At 68.0% G+C, this 18447-nt stretch carries 16 protein-coding genes; 10 read left to right on the forward strand and 6 right to left on the reverse strand.

Annotation, left to right across the window (positions count from 1 at the left end):
• Window positions 1–9: 9 nt before the first annotated feature.
• From cyoE to FHW81_RS21485, 7 genes are all read left to right on the forward strand, one after another.
• Entirely contained in the window at window positions 10–900 is an 891-nt protein-coding gene (gene cyoE, locus FHW81_RS21455) for a heme o synthase (protein WP_003082726.1), read from the forward strand.
• 238 nt (window positions 901–1138) lie between these two features.
• Window positions 1139–3337 carry a TonB-dependent receptor gene (locus tag FHW81_RS21460; protein WP_003082728.1) on the forward strand — a complete coding sequence of 733 codons (2199 nt, stop codon included), beginning with the start codon at window positions 1139–1141 and terminating at the stop codon, window positions 3335–3337.
• Window positions 3338–3465: 128 nt separating this feature from the next.
• Entirely contained in the window at window positions 3466–3798 is a 333-nt protein-coding gene (locus tag FHW81_RS21465; RefSeq protein ID WP_003082731.1) for a DUF883 family protein, read from the forward strand.
• Between the two features lie 59 nt (window positions 3799–3857).
• Complete coding sequence (locus tag FHW81_RS21470; protein WP_003123080.1) at window positions 3858–4370, forward strand: hypothetical protein; 513 nt, start codon at window positions 3858–3860, stop codon at window positions 4368–4370.
• A 265-nt stretch (window positions 4371–4635) separates the two neighbouring features.
• Window positions 4636–5043, forward strand: a complete 408-nt coding sequence (locus tag FHW81_RS21475) for a YybH family protein (protein ID WP_003082737.1) — start codon at window positions 4636–4638, stop codon at window positions 5041–5043.
• On the forward strand, window positions 5040–6587 hold the full coding sequence (gene ilvA, locus FHW81_RS21480; protein WP_003082739.1) for a threonine ammonia-lyase, biosynthetic: 1548 nt from the start codon (window positions 5040–5042) through the stop codon (window positions 6585–6587). The genes FHW81_RS21475 and ilvA overlap by 4 nt, the downstream gene beginning before the upstream one ends.
• A 91-nt stretch (window positions 6588–6678) precedes the next feature.
• Window positions 6679–8607, forward strand: coding sequence for a DNA/RNA non-specific endonuclease (locus tag FHW81_RS21485; protein WP_003116047.1), 1929 nt, complete (start codon window positions 6679–6681; stop codon window positions 8605–8607).
• 3 nt (window positions 8608–8610) lie between these two features.
• On the opposite strand, the gene FHW81_RS21490 is transcribed toward FHW81_RS21485, so the two are convergent.
• Complete coding sequence (locus FHW81_RS21490; protein ID WP_003112374.1) at window positions 8611–9519, reverse strand: LysR family transcriptional regulator; 909 nt, start codon at window positions 9517–9519, stop codon at window positions 8611–8613.
• A gap of 84 nt (window positions 9520–9603) precedes the next feature.
• On the opposite strand from FHW81_RS21490, the gene FHW81_RS21495 reads away from it, so the two are divergent.
• On the forward strand, window positions 9604–10035 hold the full coding sequence (locus FHW81_RS21495; protein ID WP_003082743.1) for a GlcG/HbpS family heme-binding protein: 432 nt from the start codon (window positions 9604–9606) through the stop codon (window positions 10033–10035).
• Between the two features lie 5 nt (window positions 10036–10040).
• Window positions 10041–10820, forward strand: a complete 780-nt coding sequence (locus FHW81_RS21500; RefSeq protein WP_003109252.1) for an SDR family oxidoreductase — start codon at window positions 10041–10043, stop codon at window positions 10818–10820.
• 55 nt (window positions 10821–10875) lie between these two features.
• Here the strand turns inward: FHW81_RS21500 and FHW81_RS21505 are convergent, their stop codons facing one another.
• A complete protein-coding gene (locus tag FHW81_RS21505; protein WP_003082751.1) occupies window positions 10876–12423 on the reverse strand; it encodes a TerC family protein in 1548 nt (515 codons plus the stop codon).
• Between the two features lie 325 nt (window positions 12424–12748).
• Here FHW81_RS21505 and FHW81_RS21510 point away from each other — a divergent pair, with 325 nt between their 5' ends.
• Window positions 12749–13372 carry a class I SAM-dependent DNA methyltransferase gene (locus FHW81_RS21510; protein ID WP_003449511.1) on the forward strand — a complete coding sequence of 208 codons (624 nt, stop codon included), beginning with the start codon at window positions 12749–12751 and terminating at the stop codon, window positions 13370–13372.
• Between the two features lie 5 nt (window positions 13373–13377).
• On the opposite strand, the gene FHW81_RS21515 is transcribed toward FHW81_RS21510, so the two are convergent.
• The 4 genes from FHW81_RS21515 to FHW81_RS21530 all read right to left on the reverse strand — a co-directional run bounded on the left by FHW81_RS21515 (window position 13378) and on the right by FHW81_RS21530 (window position 18443).
• Window positions 13378–13584: a hypothetical protein gene (locus FHW81_RS21515; protein WP_003082754.1), complete on the reverse strand. Its 207-nt coding sequence runs from the start codon at window positions 13582–13584 to the stop codon at window positions 13378–13380.
• A 194-nt stretch (window positions 13585–13778) separates the two neighbouring features.
• Window positions 13779–14891 (reverse strand): alkene reductase, encoded by a 1113-nt coding sequence (locus tag FHW81_RS21520; protein WP_003082755.1) that lies wholly within the window; start codon window positions 14889–14891, stop codon window positions 13779–13781.
• 328 nt (window positions 14892–15219) lie between these two features.
• Window positions 15220–16545, reverse strand: a complete 1326-nt coding sequence (locus FHW81_RS21525) for a sigma-54-dependent transcriptional regulator (RefSeq protein WP_023120756.1) — start codon at window positions 16543–16545, stop codon at window positions 15220–15222.
• Window positions 16542–18443: a sensor histidine kinase gene (locus FHW81_RS21530; protein ID WP_003115580.1), complete on the reverse strand. Its 1902-nt coding sequence runs from the start codon at window positions 18441–18443 to the stop codon at window positions 16542–16544. Before FHW81_RS21530 ends, FHW81_RS21525 begins: the two co-directional genes overlap by 4 nt.
• Window positions 18444–18447 lie beyond the last annotated feature (4 nt).

Raw genomic sequence — 18447 nt, forward strand, 5'->3', positions numbered from 1 at the left:
GGCCATGACGTGAAGCTGAAACGCTATCTCCTGGTGGCCAAGCCGGGAATCATCTTCGGCAACCTGATCGCGGTGGCGGGGGGATACTTCCTCGCCGCCCGCGGCAGCGTCGAGCCGATGCTGTTGCTGGCCACGGTCATCGGCCTGTCGCTGGTGGTCGCCAGTGGGTGCGTGCTGAACAACTGCATCGACCGCGACATCGACCGGCACATGGAGCGGACCCGCGGGCGAGTCACCGTGACCGGGCAGATCTCGCTGAAGGCTGCCCTGGCCCACGGCCTGGTCCTCGGGGTCGCCGGCTTCGGCCTGCTGTGGTGGCGGACCAACCCGCTGACCACCGCGCTGGCCGGCTTCGGCTACTTCGTCTACGTCGGCCTGTACAGCCTGTGGTTCAAGCGTCGTTCGCAGTACGGCACGCTGGTCGGCAGCCTCTCCGGGGCGATGCCGCCGGTGGTCGGCTACTGCGCGGTGAGCGGCCAGTTCGACGCCGGCGCCGCCTCGCTGCTGGCGATCTTCTGCCTGTGGCAGATGCCGCACTCCTATGCCATCGCCATCTTCCGCCTGAAGGACTACGAGGCGGCTGGCATCCCGGTACTGCCGGTGGCGCGCGGCATCGCGGTGACCAAGATCCACATCGTGCTCTACATCCTCGCCTTCATGGCGGCGACCCTCGCCTTGTGCCTGGGCGGCTACGCCGGCTACGGCTACCTGCTGGTGGCGGTGGCGGTGAGCCTGTGGTGGCTGGCCATCGCCCTGACCGGCTACTGGACCGCCGACGACCGGGTCTGGGCGCGCAAGCTGTTCGCCTTCTCCATCGTCGCCATCACCGCGCTGAGCGTGATGATGTCCATCGACTTCCAGGTGGCGCCCGCCACCCATCTGGTCGCCTCGCTGTTCTGAGGCGACACGCTTTAGGGAAAGCCCCGCCGGTCGATTGGCGGGGCTTTTTTTTGTCTGCGCGATGGCAGGGATGCGGACGCCGCCTGGCAGAAGGGCCGCGCGGCGAGCCCTCTGTTCCGGGACTCTGCCGTTGGTTATCAGATTTTTCCGGGAGCTTTTTCGGAGCTGTCCGGCTTGTGAAAAAAACCCTCCATCAATCAAATGCCAATGATTCTCAATAACCAAGATGGAGTACTTCATGGATCGTCGCAACGAGCCGTCCCCCTTGCCCACCAAACGCCCGCTGGCGCCGCTGATGCTGTTGATGGCCGCCTGCTCCTCGCCGGCCCTGGCCGAGGACGCGGCGCGCAAGGACGATCCCCTGGAACTGGGAGCCGACACGGTCACCGGCGAGCAGGCCTCGTCCAGGGTCGAACGCTCGGCCTCGGCCAAGTACGCCGTGCCGCTGCTGGATACCCCGCAGACCGTCACGGTGGTGCCGCAAAAGGTGATCCAGGAGCAGAACGCCCTGAGCCTGCGCCAGGTGCTGTCCAACGTCTCCGGCATCACCTTCAACGCCGGCGAGGGCGGCGGCGGTTCCGGCGACAGCATCAACATCCGCGGCTTCAGCGCCAACGCCAACATGCAGGTGGACGGGCTGCGCGACAGCGCCCAGACCAGCCGCAGCGACCTGTTCAACCTGGAGGCGGTGGAAGTGATCAAGGGACCGAACTCGGTGTTCGGCGGCGCCGGCACCAGCGGCGGCAGCATCAACATGGTCAGCAAGCAGCCCAAGGCCGAAGCCTTCACCCACCTGGGCGCCGGGCTGGGCACGGACCGCTACCGGCGCCTGACCCTGGACACCAACCAGCCGCTGGAAGGGCTTGGCGAATCGACCGCCTTCCGCCTCAACCTCATGGCCCACCACAACGACGTCGCCGGGCGCGAACAGATCGACAAGCAGCGCTGGGGCATCGCGCCATCCCTGACCTTCGGCCTGGACACCCCGACCCGCCTGACCCTGAGCTACTTCCACCAGCGCGACGACAACCTTCCCGACTATGGCGTGCCGGCGCTGAACGGGCGCAAGCTGGACGGCGTCAGCCGCCACGATTATTTCGGCTGGCGCAACCTGGACGAGGAACGGATCGACAACGACGTCGCCACCCTCAAGCTCGAACACGATTTCAGCGACGACTTCCAGTTGCAGAACCTCATCCGCTATTCCCACCTGCATCGGGACACGGTGATCTCCGCCTCCCACGTCAACCAGAAGGGCCTGCCGCCGGGTCGCTACCTGCCGGCGGGACCGCAAGCCTACGGGCGCGATTCGAAGACGCGGATGTGGATCAACCAGACCAACCTCACCGGCCGCTTCGATACCTTCGGCCTGGCGCATACGCTGATCGGCGGCTTCGAGCTGTCCCGCGAGACCTACGACCGCACCACCTACTCCTACAACCTGGGCAAGTTCTACCCGGCCAACGGCTTCGACCTGCACAACCCGCCGGGCTACTGGAACGGCCCCACCGACAAGCGCGACAGCGCGCGCAACCGGACCGAACTGGAGGTCAAGGCGCTGTACGCCTTCGACACCATCGCCCTGGACGAGCGCTGGGACCTCAGCCTGGGCCTGCGCTACGACTGGATCGACGGCACCTCGCGGAGCACGCCCTCAGGCAAGCCGACGGTGCGCGCCGACAGTTCCGACGGCAAGCTGAGCACACGGGCGGGGCTGGTATTCAAGCCGCTGGAGAACGGGCGGGTGTACTTCTCCTACGGCACCTCCTTCAACCCCTCGGCGGAACACCTGGTCACCACCGGCTCGGGCGTGACCGAGGCGACCGGAGGCCTGGCGCCGGAGAAGAACAGCACCTACGAGCTGGGCACCAAGTGGGAGTTCCTCGGACGGCGCCTGGAGCTGGACGCGGCGCTGTTCCAGGTGAAGAAGGAGGACGCTCGCGAACGCCTGGCCGACGGCAGCTACGTGCTTGCCGGCGAACAGCGCGTGCGTGGCCTGGAGCTGAGCGCCAGCGGCAAGCTGAACGAGCACTGGGACCTCTTCGCCACCTACACCTACCTCGACAGCGAAACCCTGAAATCCAGCAACCCGCAGCGTGAGGGACAGGCCCTGGGCAATACCCCGCCGCGCTCGTTGAGCCTCTGGAGCACCTACGAACTGCCCGAGGGCGTGACCCTGGGCTATGGCGCACGCTACGTCAGCCAGCGCAACGTCACCTCGGTGGACAACGGCAAGCTGGATGCCTACTGGGTGCACAACATGATGCTCGGCTACCAGGCGACGCGCGACCTGAAACTGCAACTCAACCTCGACAACCTGTTCGACAAGGCCTACGTCGAGCGGGTGCGCCAGGTGTACGGCAACCAGTCGCGCTCCTCGGCCATCGAGTACGGCGACGGTCGCACGGCGATTCTTTCGGCGATCTACGCGTTCTGACGGCAGGCAGGCCACGGAAGCCGGCGCCCACTGCCTGGGCGTCGGTTCTTCCCGGCGATTTCCTCTGAACTTTTTCACTGCGGCGCCTATCAACTCCTTTGCAAGTCATTTTTCAGGGAGCCTCTTCGATGGCACGCAAGAACGCAGTGAAAGACAACCTCGAGCAGATCCAGCACCAGAGCTACAGCGAGCTGCAGGAACTGCTCTCCGAAGCCAACAGCATGCTCGCCGACAGCGCCGCCTTCGCCGGCGACAAGGCCGATAGCGCCCGTGCGCGGATCGGCGCGCTGCTGGAGAAGGCCAACGATGCCCTCGGCAAGGGCGGTAGCGCCGTGGCCGAACGCAGCCGCCACGCGGTGGATGCGACGGAAAGCTATATCGGCGCCAATCCCTGGCAGACCGTGGCCATCACCACCGCGGTGGGCCTGCTCGCCGGCTTCCTGCTCGGGCGTCGCTCCTGAGCACGCGGTCGGTGCCGCACAACGGACTCGTTACCTTCGCTTGAAAAAAGGAATTGCCCATGCTTTCGATCAAGAAGAACCTCGGCCTCCTGGCCATGACCGCGGCCCTGGCGGCCTGCGCCTCCAACCCCAACGACCTGCCGGATTTCCCGGAGCATGAATACGCGGCGACCCAGCAGGTGGGCGAGGGCGTGATCAACGGCGACCTGTACCTGACCAGTGCGTCGGGTGCGATCCAGAAGGGGACCAACACCAAGGTCACCCTGGAGCCTGCGACCAGCTACATGAAGGCCTACTACGCGAAGTTCGGCAACCTCGATGCCGCCAAGCGCGATCCCGACGTGCAACCGCCGGTGCTCGACCCGCGACGCGCCACCTACGTGCGCGAGGCGACCACCGACCAGAACGGTCGCTTCGACTTCGACCACATCCCCAACGGCACCTACTACATTTCCAGCGAGCTGACTTGGAGCGCCCAGAGCGATGGCAAGACCATCACCGAGGGCGGCACCGTCACCAAGCTGGTCACCGTGAGCGGCTCGCAGCCGCAGAAGGTGCTGCTGACCCGCTGACCTCCGGCGGTGTTCGGCCAAAACGGCAAGCCCCTGCCATCGCGGCAGGGGCTTTTTCCTGCCGGCGCGGCCGGACCGCTTGACAGCCAACGGGCCTGCGCCGTAGTTTCGATACCCATGACCTTCGCGACCCTGCTTACCCGCCGCAGCATTATTACCGCCATTCCAGCTATGGCGGGTTAGCCAGCGTCCACTCCGAACCCGCCCTCGAGGCGGGTTCTTCGTTCTGTCTCCTGGGCCAAAACCACCGAACCGGGAGAACAGCATGCAGCACCAGACCCTCCAGAACCTCGTTGGCCGGGCCGACGCCCTGATCAATGCCGGGCAGTTCGATGCCCTGATGGATTTCTATTGCGACGACGCCACCCTGGTGGTCAAGCCGGGCCTCAACGCCTGCGGCAAGGCGCAGATCCGCCAGGCGTTCGACGCCATCGCCCGGCACTTCGAGCACAGCCTGCGAGTGCGCCAGCACGACCTGCGGGTGATCGAGGCGGGAGATACGGCGCTGGTCATGGCCGAGGCGGTGATCGAGTCGAAGGCCGGACGCCTGCAACGTCGGGCCACCTACGTGTTCCGCCAGGAGGCCGATGGCCAGTGGCGCTGCGCGGTGGACAACTCCTACGGCACCGACCTGCTGGCCTCGGTGGCGGCGAGCGCGGAGGCCAGCCGATGAGCGCCTCGACCCTCAGCGCAAGCAAACCCCTGCTGGCCGGCTACGTGGAAAGCATCCTGGCCGCGCCGGTGTACGACGTCGCCGTGGAAACCCCCTTGCAGGTCGCGCCGCAGTTGTCCCAGCGCCTGGGCAACCGGGTGCTGCTCAAGCGCGAGGACCTGCAGCCGGTGTTCTCCTTCAAGATCCGCGGCGCCTACACCCGTGTCGCGCGCCTGAGCGACGAGCAGAAGGCCCGCGGGGTGATCACCGCCTCCGCCGGCAACCATGCCCAGGGCCTGGCCCTGGCGGCGCAGCGCCTGGGCGTGCGGGCGGTGATCGTGATGCCGCGCACCACTCCCGAACTCAAGGTCAAGGGCGTGCTGGCACGCGGCGGCGAGGCGTTGCTGCACGGCGACGCCTTCCCCGATGCGCTGGCCCATGCCCTGCAACTGGCCGAGCGCGAAGGCATGACCTTCGTCCCACCCTACGACGATCCGGACGTGATCGCCGGACAGGGCACGGTGGCGATGGAGATCCTCCGCCAGCACAGCGGCCGCCTCGACGCGATCTTCGTGCCGGTCGGCGGCGGCAGCCTGATCGCCGGGATCGCCGCCTACGTCAAGCACCTGCGTCCGGATATTCGCGTGATCGGCGTCGAGCCGGAGGATTCCAACTGCCTGCAGGCGGCGCTGGCCGCCGGCGAACGGGTGGTGCTGGGCCAGGTCGGGCTGTTCGCCGACGGGGTGGCGGTGGCGCAGATCGGCGCTTGCAACTTCGAGGTCTGCAAGGACCATGTCGACGAGGTGATCACCGTCGGCAGCGACGAAATCTGCGCGGCGATCAAGGACATCTACGACGACACCCGTTCGATCACCGAGCCGGCCGGCGCCCTGGCCGTAGCGGGGATCAAGAAGTACGTGGCCCGCGAACGCACCGAGGGGCAGACCCTGGTGGCCATCGACTCCGGTGCCAACATCAACTTCGACCGCCTGCGCCACGTTGCCGAGCGCGCCGAACTGGGCGAACAGCGCGAAGCGATCATCGCCGTCACCGTGGCCGAGCGGCCGGGCAGCTTCAAGGCCTTCTGCGCGGCGCTGGGCCGGCGCCAGATCACCGAGTTCAACTACCGCTACCACAGCGACCGCCAGGCCCACCTGTTCGTCGGCGTGCAGACCCATCCGCTCACCGACAGCCGCGCCGACCTGCTCGCCGGCCTGCGCGAGCAGGGCTTCCCGGTACTCGACCTGACCGACAACGAGATGGCCAAGCTGCACATCCGCCACATGGTCGGCGGCCACGGTACCGAGGTGCGCCGCGAGCGGCTGTTCCGCTTCGAGTTTCCCGAACGCCCCGGGGCCTTGCTGAACTTCCTCGACAAGCTCGGCTCGCGCTGGAACATCAGCCTGTTCCACTACCGCAACCACGGCGCCGCCGACGGTCGGGTGCTGGCCGGATTGCAGGTGCCGGACGAGGAGCGCGGCGAGCTGGAGGCGGCGTTGCAAGCCATCGGCTATCCGTACTGGGAGGAAACCCACAACCCGGCCTACCGGCTGTTCGCCGGTTGAGCTGCGCGGCGGTGCGCCAGCGGGACATGGCCCTGTCATGTCCCTCGGCTAGACTCCTGCCAGGGATATCCGCCCAGCGAGGGACATGGCCATGCGCAAGCGCAACCCCCGGCGGGCCACGCCGGAAGAACTGCGGGTCTGCTCGGTACTGAAGGAAAAGGGCACCCGCGAGGAACTCGCCCACCTCGCCGCCCGCGGTGAGTGGAGCAACGTGCCGGCGTACAACGCCAGCCGCGAGCAGATCGCCGACCACCTGGGCAAGAGCGTGTCGCCGGAATCCGACGCCTCGTTCTTCGACTCGCGGCGCTTCAGCGAGGCGATCGTCCTGCTCAAGAGCCGGCCGGTGCTGCTGGTGAAGAACGGTATCTTCGACGAAGCGCCGCTGGCCGGCCTGGAGCAGCGCCTGAAGAAGCATCGCGCCGCGCTGGCCACGCCGATCCGCTCGGTCGGTCGGCTGGAACTGATCGACCACGACAGCATGGACTGGTGCGGTACCGGCTGGCGCATCGAGGACGACCTGATCGTCACCAACCGGCATGTCGCCAGCCTGTTCGCCGAGCGCCAGGGCAGCCTGTTCCGCTTCCGTCTCAACCAGGCCGGCAAGCAGGTGCGCACCCGCGTGGACTTCCGCGAGGAATACCGCCAGCCGGAAAGCGACGAGCATGTGATCGCGCGGGTCCTGTGGATCGCCCCGGACGTCTCCGAGGCGCCGGACATGGCGATCCTCCAGGTAGTGAAGGGCGACCTGCTGCCGCCGCCGCTGGTCCTCGCGCGCCAGGATGCCGAGCCGCGCCAGGCGGTGGCGGTGGTCGGCTATCCGGCGCGCGACAGCCGCAACGACGCCGGGGCGATGGAAGATATCTTCGGCAACATCTACGACGTCAAGCGCTTCGCTCCCGGCGAAGTCGTGGGATTGCCCCATGACGCCTGGTACCTGACCCACGACTGCTCGACCCTGGGCGGCAATTCCGGCTCGGCGGTGCTTTCGATCGACGGCGGCGAGGTGGTCGGCCTGCACTTCGGCGGCCAGTTCCGCAAGACCAACTATGCGGTGAAGGCCAGCGTGATCCGCAGCCTGCTGGCGCGTCGCGCCTGGGTGCCGGTGGCCGGGGCGGAGCTGAAGCGCGGCGTGCCGCGCTTCCAGGAAAAGCAGCGCAGCGTCGCCGACCTGGCCGAGCGCAAGGGTTTCGACGAGGCCTTCCTCGGGCCGAAGGCGGCCTTGCCCAAGCCGGGCAAGAGCCACCAGGTGCTGCCGGTGGGCAAGGGCACGCGCCTGGACTATCTGCATTTCTCGGTGGTGATGAGCGCCAGCCGGCGCTTGCCGATCCTCACCGCGGTGAATATCGACGGCGCGCTCAAGCGTTCGCTCAAGCGCAAGGATTCCTGGGGCTTCGACCCGCGCATCGAGGCGGCCGCGCAGGTCGGACACAAGGACTTCTACGGCCCGGCTTCGTTCGACAAGGGCCACATGGTGCGTCGCGAGGATCCCGGCTGGGGCGACAGCGATGCCGTCGCCCGGCAGGCTGAGGACGACACCTTCGTCTACACCAACGCGGTGCCCCAGGTGGCGCAGCTCAACCAGCGCAGCTGGCTGTCGCTGGAGGACTACGTGCTGCAGAACGCCAGGAGCGAGGGCTTCCGCATCTCGGTGTTCACCGGCCCGGTGTTCCGCGACGACGATCCGCTCTACCAGGGCGTGCAGGTGCCGCTGGAGTTCTGGAAGGTGGTGGCGATGATCGACGCCGACAGCGGCGAACTGGGAGTGTCCGCCTACCTGCTGGGGCAGGAAGGGATGATGCCCAGCGAAGGCTTCCGCTACGGTGCGTTCAAGACCTACCAGGTGCCGTTGGCGAAGGTCGAGGCCAGCGCCGACCTGCGTTTCTCCAGCGCCCTGCGCAAGGCCGACGTGCTCGCCGGCACGCCGCTGGAGGAGGCGCTGGAAAGCGGTCGCTTCATCGAGATCGACGGACCGGACGACCTCCTGCTGAGCCGGCCGGGGCCGGCCGGCAAGGGCCGCTGAGGTTCAGGCCGGCTGCCGCCACTCGCGTAGCAGTTCGATGAAGGCGCGCAGCTTGGCCGGTACGTGGCGGCGGTTCAGGTAATACAGCCACATCGGCGGCAGCGGCAGGCAACTGCCAGGCAGCACTTCCACCAGGCGCCCGGCGGCGAGGTCCGCGGCGACCCGCTCGCGGATGAATGCCTGGGCGATCCCTGCGCCGGCGCGGGCCGCCTCGATGATCGCCTCGGTGTCGGTGCTGACGAAGCGTGCCGGCAGGTCCACTTCCAGTTCCCGCCCGTCTTCCCGCAAGCGCCACTTGTGCAGGCGGCCGCTGCGCGGGAAACGGAAGCGCACGGCGGCATGCCCATCGAGGTCGGCGACGCTGGCCGGCGTACCGTACTCGGCGAGGTAGGCCGGAGTGGCCACCAGCAGGCACGCCAGCGGCGCTGTCAGTTGCACCCCGACCATGCCCGGCTGCAGGGCGTCGGCCAGGCGGATGCCGGCATCCAGTCGTTCCCTGACGATATCCACCAACTGGTCCTCGTAGCGGATCTCCAGTTGTACCTTCGGGTAGCGTCGCACGAACTCGTTGAGCATCGGTGCGATCACCAGGTTCTTCGCCAGGTGCAGGGCGCTGATGCGCAGCTGCCCGGAGGGTTCCGCGAGGCTTTCGCCGAGCGCTTCGCGGGCGCGCACCAGGTCGCGGTAGGGCTGTTCGGTCTGTTCGTGGTAGCGCTGCCCGGCCTCGCTCAGGCTGACCCCGCGGGTGGTGCGGTGGAACAGCTTGAGACGCAGCTCGGCTTCCAGTTGGTTGATCGCCTGGCTCACCGCTGCCGGCGTCACCCCGAGCAGGGCGGCGGCGCGGGTGAAGCTGCCGGTGTCGGCGACCTGCCTGAAGACATGCAGGCCGGCGAGGGGATCGCGTCGATTCATTGTTAGAAAAACTTGAAAGTCTACGTAGGAGAAGGCCGGTTCTGTTAAAGCTTCGACCTTTCTAGACTGGCCCGCAAGCACTCGATGAGGACGCCGGCCATGTCTACCCACCTGTCTCTGCAACATGCCCAACGCTGCATCGCGGCGGCCATTGCCGAAGCGCAGCGGCAGCGCCTGGCGGTCTGCGTCGCGGTGGTCGACGCCCATGCCAACCTGCTGGCGTTCGTACGGATGGACGATAGCGTTCCCGGTGCCATCGACCTGGCCCAGCGCAAGGCGCGCAGCGCCGCGCTGTTCCGCCTGCCCAGCGGCGAGCTGGGCCGACTCGCCGGGCCGGGCCAGCCGTTGTGGAGCATCGAGCAGAGCAACGGCGGGCTGGCCTGCTTCGCCGGCGGCATGCCGCTGGGCGATGCCGGCGGTTCCTGCCTGGGTGGCGTCGGCGTCTCCGGCGCCAGCGCGGCCCAGGACCAATCCATCGCCGAGGCCGCCGTGGCCATGGCAACAATCCAGAGGTAATCGAGATGAAACAGAAGCGAATCCTGGTGACCGGGGCCGGCAGCGGCTTCGGTCGGGAAGTGGCGTTGCGCCTGGCCGCCCGCGGCCATCGGACGATCGCCGGCGTGCGCGGCGCCGGGCAGGCCGCCGACCTGCGCGAAGAGGCCGGGCGACGTGGCGTCCCGCTGCGGGTGGAAACCCTCGACATCACCGTCGCCGCCGATCGCGAACGCGCCTGGGAATGGGATATCGACGTGCTGCTGAACAACGCCGGCAGCGCCGAGGCCGGGGCCAGCGCGGAGATCCCGCTGGAACTGGTGCGCGCGCTGTTCGAGACCAACGTGTTCGCCAACCTGGAACTGACCCAGGGTTTCGTCCGGCGCATGGTCGAGCAGAAGCGTGGCGGCAAGGTGCTCTTCGTGTCGTCCATCGCCGGCCTGATCACCGGACCCTATACCGGCCCCTACTGCGCCTCCAAGCATGCCCTGGAGGCCTTCGCCGAGGCCCTGCATGCCGAACTGAAGCCGTTCGGCATCCAGGTTGGCACCATCAATCCCGGCCCGTACCAGACCGGCTTCAACGATCGCATGATGGAAACCTGGAAACGCTGGTACGACCCGCAGCGCCACTTCACCGACCACAGCGGCGTGCGCTTTCCCTTCGAGCAGTACGATCCGGAGGAAATGATCGCGCGGATGGTCGAGCTGGCCGAGGCCGACGAAGGACCGTTCCGCACCCTGTTGCCGGAAGCTTTCGTCGAGGTGGTCAAGGACGAGCAGGCGCAGGCCTGGCAGCGCCGCCTGTAGCGGTCTGCCGCTGCGCCGGGGAGGGCGGCGGCCGGATCGGCGGCCGCCGCTTCGCTCAGCCCCTGCGCAGCAGGACCCGGGTCACCCGGCGTTCTTCCACTTCCACCACCCGCAGTTCCCAGTCCTGCCACTGCAGGCGGTCGCCGATCACCGGCAGGCGGTCGAGCAGGCTCATCACCAGCCCGGCGAGGGTCTGGTAGTCCTCCGTGGCGCGCGCGTCGAACCCCACGCGTCGACGCACCTGGCTGAGGTTCATGGCACCGCTGACCAGGTAGCCGTCGTTCTCCTCGACCACGTCCGGACCGTCGATCTCGCTGGCGTCGGGCAGCTCGCCGGCGATGGATTCGAGAATGTCGGTCAGGGTCAGCAGGCCGATGAATTCGCCGAACTCGTTGACCACGAAGGCCACGTGGGTCGAGGCCTCGCGCATCTGCTCCAGGGCGTTGAGGATCGAGCAGTCCTGCAACAGGTTGAGCGGCTGGCGGGCCAGGCTTTCCAGGTCCGGCTGGGCGCCGGCGAGCAGCTCCTTGAGCAGTTCCTTCTTGTGCACGTAGCCCAGCGGCTCCTCGACGCGCCCGTCGCGCACCAGCGGCAGGCGCGAGTAGGACGATTCGAGCAGCGCCGCGCGGATCGCCTCGCGGCCGCTGTCGAGGTCGATGCAGTCGACCTCGGCGCGTACCGTCATCAGGCTGCGGATGGGCTTCTCGGCCAATTGCAGCACGCCGCTGATCATCACCCGCTCGCGGCGGTCGAAGACCACCTGGTCGTCGCCCTCCTCGAACAGGTCGGCGACTTCCTCGCCGACCTCGTCGGCCTCCAGGCGCTGGCCGCCGAGCAGGCGCAGCACCGCATGGGCGGTACGCGCGCGCAGCGGGCGGTGGCCCTGCAGGCTCTTCTTGCGGCGCTTGCGGGCGACCTGGTTGAACACCTCGATGAGGATCGAGAAGCCGATGGCCGCGTACAGGTAGCCTTTCGGGATATGGAAGCCCAGGCCCTCGGCGGTCAGGCTGAAGCCGATCATCATCAGGAAGCCCAGGCACAGCATGATCACCGTCGGGTGACGATTGACGAAGCGGGTCAGCGGCTTGCTGGCGACGATCATCAGGCCGATGGAGACGATCACCGCGATCATCATCACTTCCAGGTGCTCGACCATGCCCACCGCGGTGATCACCGCGTCGAGCGAGAACACCGCGTCGAGCACCACGATCTGCGCGACGATCGGCCAGAACAGCGCGTAGGTCTTGTTGCCGGCGTGCTGGGCGACATGGCCTTCGAGGCGTTCGTGCAGCTCCATGGTGGCCTTGAACAGCAGGAACACGCCACCGAACAGCATGATCAGGTCGCGGCCGGAGAAGCTCTTGCCGAATACCTCGAACAGCGGCTCGGTGAGGGTCACCATCCACGAGATGCTCGCCAGCAGGCCCAGGCGCATCAGCAGCGCCAGCGACAGGCCGAGGACCCGGGCGCGGTCGCGCAGGTGCGGCGGCAGCTTGTCGGCGAGGATCGCGATGAACACCAGGTTGTCGATGCCGAGGACGATCTCCAGCACGATCAGGGTCGCCAGGCCGAGCCAGGCAGTCGGGTCAGCTATCCATTCCATGTGCGCTTACCTCCCGGTCCGGCTGGCCGTCGCGCTGGCGCGACGCTGCACGGCGCGGCTGCGGCAGCCGGCGGTGACGGAGGGGGACGAGGCGAGGGATTCGGCGTCGAGGGGCGGACGCAGGTGGCGAAGGCGAAGCGGGGAGGGTTGTCCGGAAGGACGACTGGGGGGCTCCGAAAGGGTGGTCATGATGGCCATTGAGAGTCAAAGGGAAGTCGATCCTACTGTGTCGCGGGCCCTCGCCACAGCGGGAAACTATTACAAAACCTTAGGCGAAACCCGTGCCGGCGCTAGACTGGGCGGAACCCCGCCACTGCGAGCAGACATGAGCACCGAGGATTTCGACGCGATCACCGCCACCACCCTGGCCGACTACCAGCGCAACGCCGAAGGCTTCCGCGAGGGCACCCGCGGCCATGACGTGAGCCAGAACGTCGAGGCGCTGCTGCGCCATATCGACGGGTCGCCGCCGTACCGGATCCTCGATTTCGGCTGCGGTCCCGGGCGCGACCTGGCCACCTTCCGCCGCCTCGGCCACCAGCCGGTGGGACTCGAAGGCACGCCGCGCTTCGTCGAGATGGCCAGGGCCGACAGCGGTTGCGAGGTATGGCAACAGAATTTCCTGGCGCTGCGACTGCCGGCCGGGCACTTCGACGGCATCTTCGCCAACGCCAGCCTGTTCCATGTGCCCGGCAGCGCCTTGCCGCGGGTGCTCGGCGAACTCTTCGAAGCGCTGCGGCCGGGCGGCGTGCTGTTCAGCTCCAACCCGCGCGGCGACAACCGCGAGGGCTGGAATGGCCAACGCTACGGTGCCTACCACGATTACCCGGCCTGGAAACGCCTGCTGGAGGAAGCCGGTTTCGTCGAGCTGGAGCACTACTACCGGCCGCCGGGCCTGCCGCGCGAGCAGCAGCCCTGGCTAGCGAGCGTCTGGCGGCGCCCCGTCTGAAGGCGCTACAGGGTCTGCCGGTGCGGCGTGCCGAGCACGCTGCGGTACTGGTCGAGGCGCTTCGGCGAGAGGTCGCTGCGTTCCAGGCTGTCGAGGGCGTAGGACTTGATTTCGGCGTCGCTGTAGGGGCGTTCGACGCTGCGCGGCGGGTTGGCGCAACCGGTCAGGACGACCAGGCTGGCGGCCAGGGAGACGATCAGGGACTTGCTCATGGCGGATTCCTCGAAATGTTCCTCGATGCTATCGGTGGTCCCCCCTGTCCAGGAAATCAGGCCTATTAATAATGAATATCTGGCGAATTGAGTCTAGGTCCCGCCAGCCGTGGGTTCTAGTCGACCAAAGGCGAGGTTGTGGCGGCATGTTTCGCCAACCGGCCGCGCGCTCGCGGTCCGGTCGGCTAGGGGTTTCAACCGGCCGCCTGCGGCAGGCTCGGGTAGTCGGTGTAGCCGGCGGCGCCGCCACCGAAGTAGGTCGAGCGGTCGCCGTCGGCCAGCGCCAGGTCGTGCTCCAGGCGGTAGGGCAGGTCAGGGTTGGCGATGAACGGCCGGCCGAAGCCGATCAGGTCGGCCCAGCCCCTGGCCAGGGCTTCCTCGGCGCGCGCCTTGGTGTACATGCCGGAGTAGATCAGGCTGCCACGGTAGACGATGCGCAACGCTTCCTTGAACGCCGCCGGCATGGCCGGGGCGTCTTCCCAGTCGGCCTCGGCGATGTGGATGTAGGCCACGCCGATCTCGTCCAGTAGCCGCGCCGCGGCCAGGTAGGTGGCTTGCGGGGTGTCGTCGACCGCGCCCTGCAGGGTGGTCAGCGGCGCCAGGCGCACGCCGATGCGCTCCCTGCCGACCACCGCGGTGACCGCCTCGGCGACTTCGCGGAGGAAGCGCAGGCGGTTCTCCAGCGAGCCGCCGTATTGGTCGTTGCGCGCATTGGCCTGGGAGTCGATGAACTGGTTGATCAGGTAGCCGTTGGCGCCGTGCAGTTCGACCCCGTCGAAGCCGGCGTCGAGGGCGTTGCGTGCGGCCTGGGCATAGTCGGCGACGATCTCCCGGATTTCCTCCACGGCCAGTGCGCGCGGCGCCGAGTGCTGGACCATCTCGCCGCCGCCGGCCTGCGCTCCGCGGCCCTGGGGATCGACGAAGACCTTCACGCCTTCGGCCACCAGCGCCGAGGAGGACACCGGGGCGGCGTTGCCCGGTTGCAGCGAGGTGTGCGAGACCCTGCCGACGTGCCAGAGCTGGGCGAAGATGCGCCCGCCGGCGGCGTGCACCGCGTCGGTGACCTGGCGCCAGCCGGCGACCTGCTCGGCGCTGTGGATGCCCGGTGTCCAGGCGTAGCCCTGGCCCTGCCGGCTGATCTGGGTGCCTTCGGAAACAATCAGGCCGGCGCCGGCGCGCTGGCTGTAGTACTCGGCCATCAGCGCGGTGGCGACTTCGCCACTGGCGGCGCGGGAACGGGTCATCGGCGGCATGACGATGCGATTGGGGAGGGTCAGGTGGCCAAGGGCATAGGGGCTGAACAGCATGATGGCGATCTCGCTCGTGAGGCCGGCCGCGGCGCGGCGTACTGGAAGAAGGTGGGCGCATTATTGGCGGAACGATTCGTGCGAAAAACCGCTGCCGGGGAAAATGACACTTGAGTTCAATTCATGAATGCCCGGATAGCGCGTTCCCCACACCGGCGGGTAGGGCGCACCGAGGGAGGAGGAATGGCCTATGACGCGCTGCGTCAGGCGGGTAGGGCGAATAACGCCCCCGGCGTTATCCGCCGAGCGGAATCGCAGGCGGGTGAGAAATGTCGGATGAAGCATCGCGCCCTGCGCCAGGCGGGCAGGGCGAAGAGGGCGCTCCGGCCTATTGCAGGCCGTACTTCTTCACCTTGTCGAACAGCGTGGTCTTGGCCATGCCCAGGTCCTGGCTGGCCTGGGTCAGGTTGCCGTGGTGGCGGGCCAGGGCGTCGCCGAGCAGGGCCTTCTCGAATGCCTCCACCGCTTCGGCGAAGCGCGGGCCGCCGGTCTGTACGGCCTGGCCGCCCTTGTTGAACACCGGCAGGCCGAGGGCGAAGCGTTCGGCGACGTTGCGCAGTTCGCGTACATTGCCCGGCCAGTCGTGGGCCATCAGGCTGGCCACGGTGGCACGGTCGAGTTCCGGCGCGGGGCGGTCGAAGCGCAGCGAGGACTGCTGGAGGAAGTGTTCGAAGAGCAGCAGGATGTCCTCGCGGCGGTCGCGCAGCGCCGGCAGTTCCAGGCTCACCACGTTGAGCCGGTAGTAGAGGTCGCTGCGGAACTGGCCGCTCTTGCCCATGGCGGCGAGGTCTGCCTTGGTCGCCGCGATCACCCGGCAGTCCACCGGGATCGACTGGTTCGAGCCGAGGCGTTCCAGGGTGTGTTCCTGCAACACCCGCAGCAGCTTGATCTGCAGGTTGACCGGCATGCTCTCGATCTCGTCGAGGAACAGCGTGCCGCCGTTGGCATGCTCGATCTTGCCGATCCGCCGCTTGTTGGCACCGGTGAAGGCGTGCGCCTCGTGGCCGAATATCTCGCTGTCGAACAGGTTCTCCGGCAGGCCGCCGCAGTTCAGCGCGACGAAGGCATGCTGGTGGCGCCGGCTATAGTCGTGGAGGCAACGCGCCACCAGCTCCTTGCCGGTGCCGGTCTCGCCGAGGATCAGCACGTTGGCCGAGGTGTCGCCGACGTTGGCGATCAGCTCGCGCAACGCCTGGATCGCCGGCGAGCGGCCGATGATCCGTTGCGCCAGGTCCTGGCGGCTGGCCAACTGGCGACGCAGCGCGCTGACCTCGCGGGCCAGCCCGCGCTGCTCCAGGGCGCGGCGGGCGACCTCGACCAGGCGTTCCGGAGAGAAGGGCTTCTCCATGAAGTCGTAGGCGCCGGCGTGCATCGCCTGTACCGCCATGGAGATGTCGCCGTGACCGGTGATCAGCACCACCGGCAGGCTCGGGTCGAGGGCCTTGAGACGCTCCAGCAGGGTCAGGCCGTCGATGCCGGGCAGGCGGATGTCGCTGACGACGATGCCGGCGAAGTCGCGGTCGACCCGTTGCAGCGCCTCCTCGGCGCTGCCGACGCCGATGCAGGGGATGTCCTCCAGCTCCAGCGCCTGCTGGCAGCCGAGCAAGACATGCGGATCGTCTTCGACGATCAGGACGGAAAGCGGCTCGTTCATCGGGCGGGACTCGCAGTCGGGGAATCGGGAACCAGGGACAGGCTCAGCTCGAAGGCGGTTCCGCCGCTTTCGGGGTGCTGCACGCTGAGGCTGCCGCCGGCGGCGGTGGCCAGGCTGGCCGAGAGGGTCAGGCCGAGGCCCAGGCCATGTTCGCCGGGCTTGGTGGTGAAGAAGGGTTCGAACAGGTGGACGCGCGCCGCCGGCGGGATACCGGGGCCGTTGTCGCGCACGCGCAGGACGTAGCGCTCCTCCTCGCGCCGGCCTTCCAGCCAGAGCTGGCGGTCGGCCTGCCCGCTCATGGCGTCGAGGGCGTTGGCCAGCAGGTTGACCAGGATCTGTTCCAGGCGGGTCTGGTCGATGCCCAGGCGCACGTCGTCGAAATGCCGGTGCAGGGTCGGCGGGTCCTGCTCCAGGCGCCCGTGCAGGATCAGCAGCGCCGCGTCCACCGCCTTGGCCAGGCTGGCCTGGCCGGCGTCGTCGCTGCGCCGGGCGAAGGCACGCAGGCTGGCGGTGATGCGGCCCATGCGGTCGACCAGTTCGTTGATGGTGGCGAGGTTGGTGCTGGCGGTCTCCAGCTTGCCGCGCTGGAGGAAGCGCACGGTGTTGCCGGACAGCGTACGCAGCGCCGCCAGCGGTTGGTTGAGTTCGTGGGCGATGCTGGTGGACATCTGCCCGATCACCGCCAGCTTGCCGGCCTGGACCAGTTCGTCCTGGGCCTTGCGCAGGGTGTCCTCGGCCTGCTGGCGCTCGTGGATCTCGGCGGTCAGGCGTGCGTTGCTGGCCTGCAGGTCGGCGGTACGTTCGGCGATCTTCACTTCCAGCTCGCCGTTGGCCCGTTGCAGCGCCTCGCGCGCGGCGAGGCGGGTGGCGAGTACCTTGCGCCGCTCGTTCCAGGCGATCAGCAGGAATGCCAGGAGGGCGAAACCGATGGCGGCCAGCATGCCGTTGCGTACCGCGTCGCGGCGCAGGTCTTCCAGCGGGCTGAGCAGGGTCAGGTTCCACGGTGTGTCGTTCAGCGCGCGGGTCTGCGCCAGGTAGGTGACCGCTTCGCCGCGCGGATGCTGCTCATCGGCGGGGAAGCTGAGCTTCTCCACACCGGCGGCCAGCGGCTCGCGCTGCAGCGGTTGCCACTCGTTCAGCGCCCACCAGTAGTACTGCATGCTGCGCGCCAGGCGCTCCTTGTCGTCGGCGCTCAGGGAGCGCACCGCCTTCAGGCGCAGGGCGGGGTTGCTGGAGAGGATGATGATGCCGTTCTCGTCGCTGACGAAGGCTTCCAGGCGCGCCTTCTCCCAGCGTTCCTCGAGGGCGTCCATCTTCACCTTGACCACCGCCACGCCGATGATCCGGCCGCCGTGGACCAGGCCGTGGGCCAGGTAGTAGCCCGGCTCGCCGCGGGTGCTGCCGATGCCGTAGAAGCGGCCCGGCTTGCCCTTCATCGCGTCCTGCCAGTAGGCGCGGAACGACAGGTCCTCGCCGAGGTAGCTGTCCGGGTCGCTCCAGTTGCTGGTGGCCAGGACCCGGCCGTTGGTGTCCAGCAGGTACACCGCGCGGCTGCCGGCGCGGCGGTTGAGGCCTTCGAGGTAGGCGTTGACCTGGTTGCGCCGGTATGGCGTCGGGTCGGTGAGCAGGTGACTGACGCTGCGCTCCAGCTCCAGCAGGCTGGGCAGGTAGGTGTACTTGCTGATCTCGCTCTCGACCGTCCGCGCATGCAGCTCCAGCTGGCGTTCGCCATTCTCGGCGAGGGCACGGATGCCGGCGCTCTCGCTGATCCGGTAGCCGCCGTAGCCGAAGCCGAGCATCAGCAGGAGCAGGGGAATGGGGAGCAGCAACTGGCGGACGAGGCGGGGCTTCACGGTCAGTGACGGAGGTACGCTGCAGGGCGGGTCGGGGGATTCCATCACA

The organism is Pseudomonas sp. RC10-4-2, assembly GCF_050433085.1.
In the GTDB taxonomy this organism is placed as follows: domain Bacteria; phylum Pseudomonadota; class Gammaproteobacteria; order Pseudomonadales; family Pseudomonadaceae; genus Pseudomonas; species Pseudomonas aeruginosa.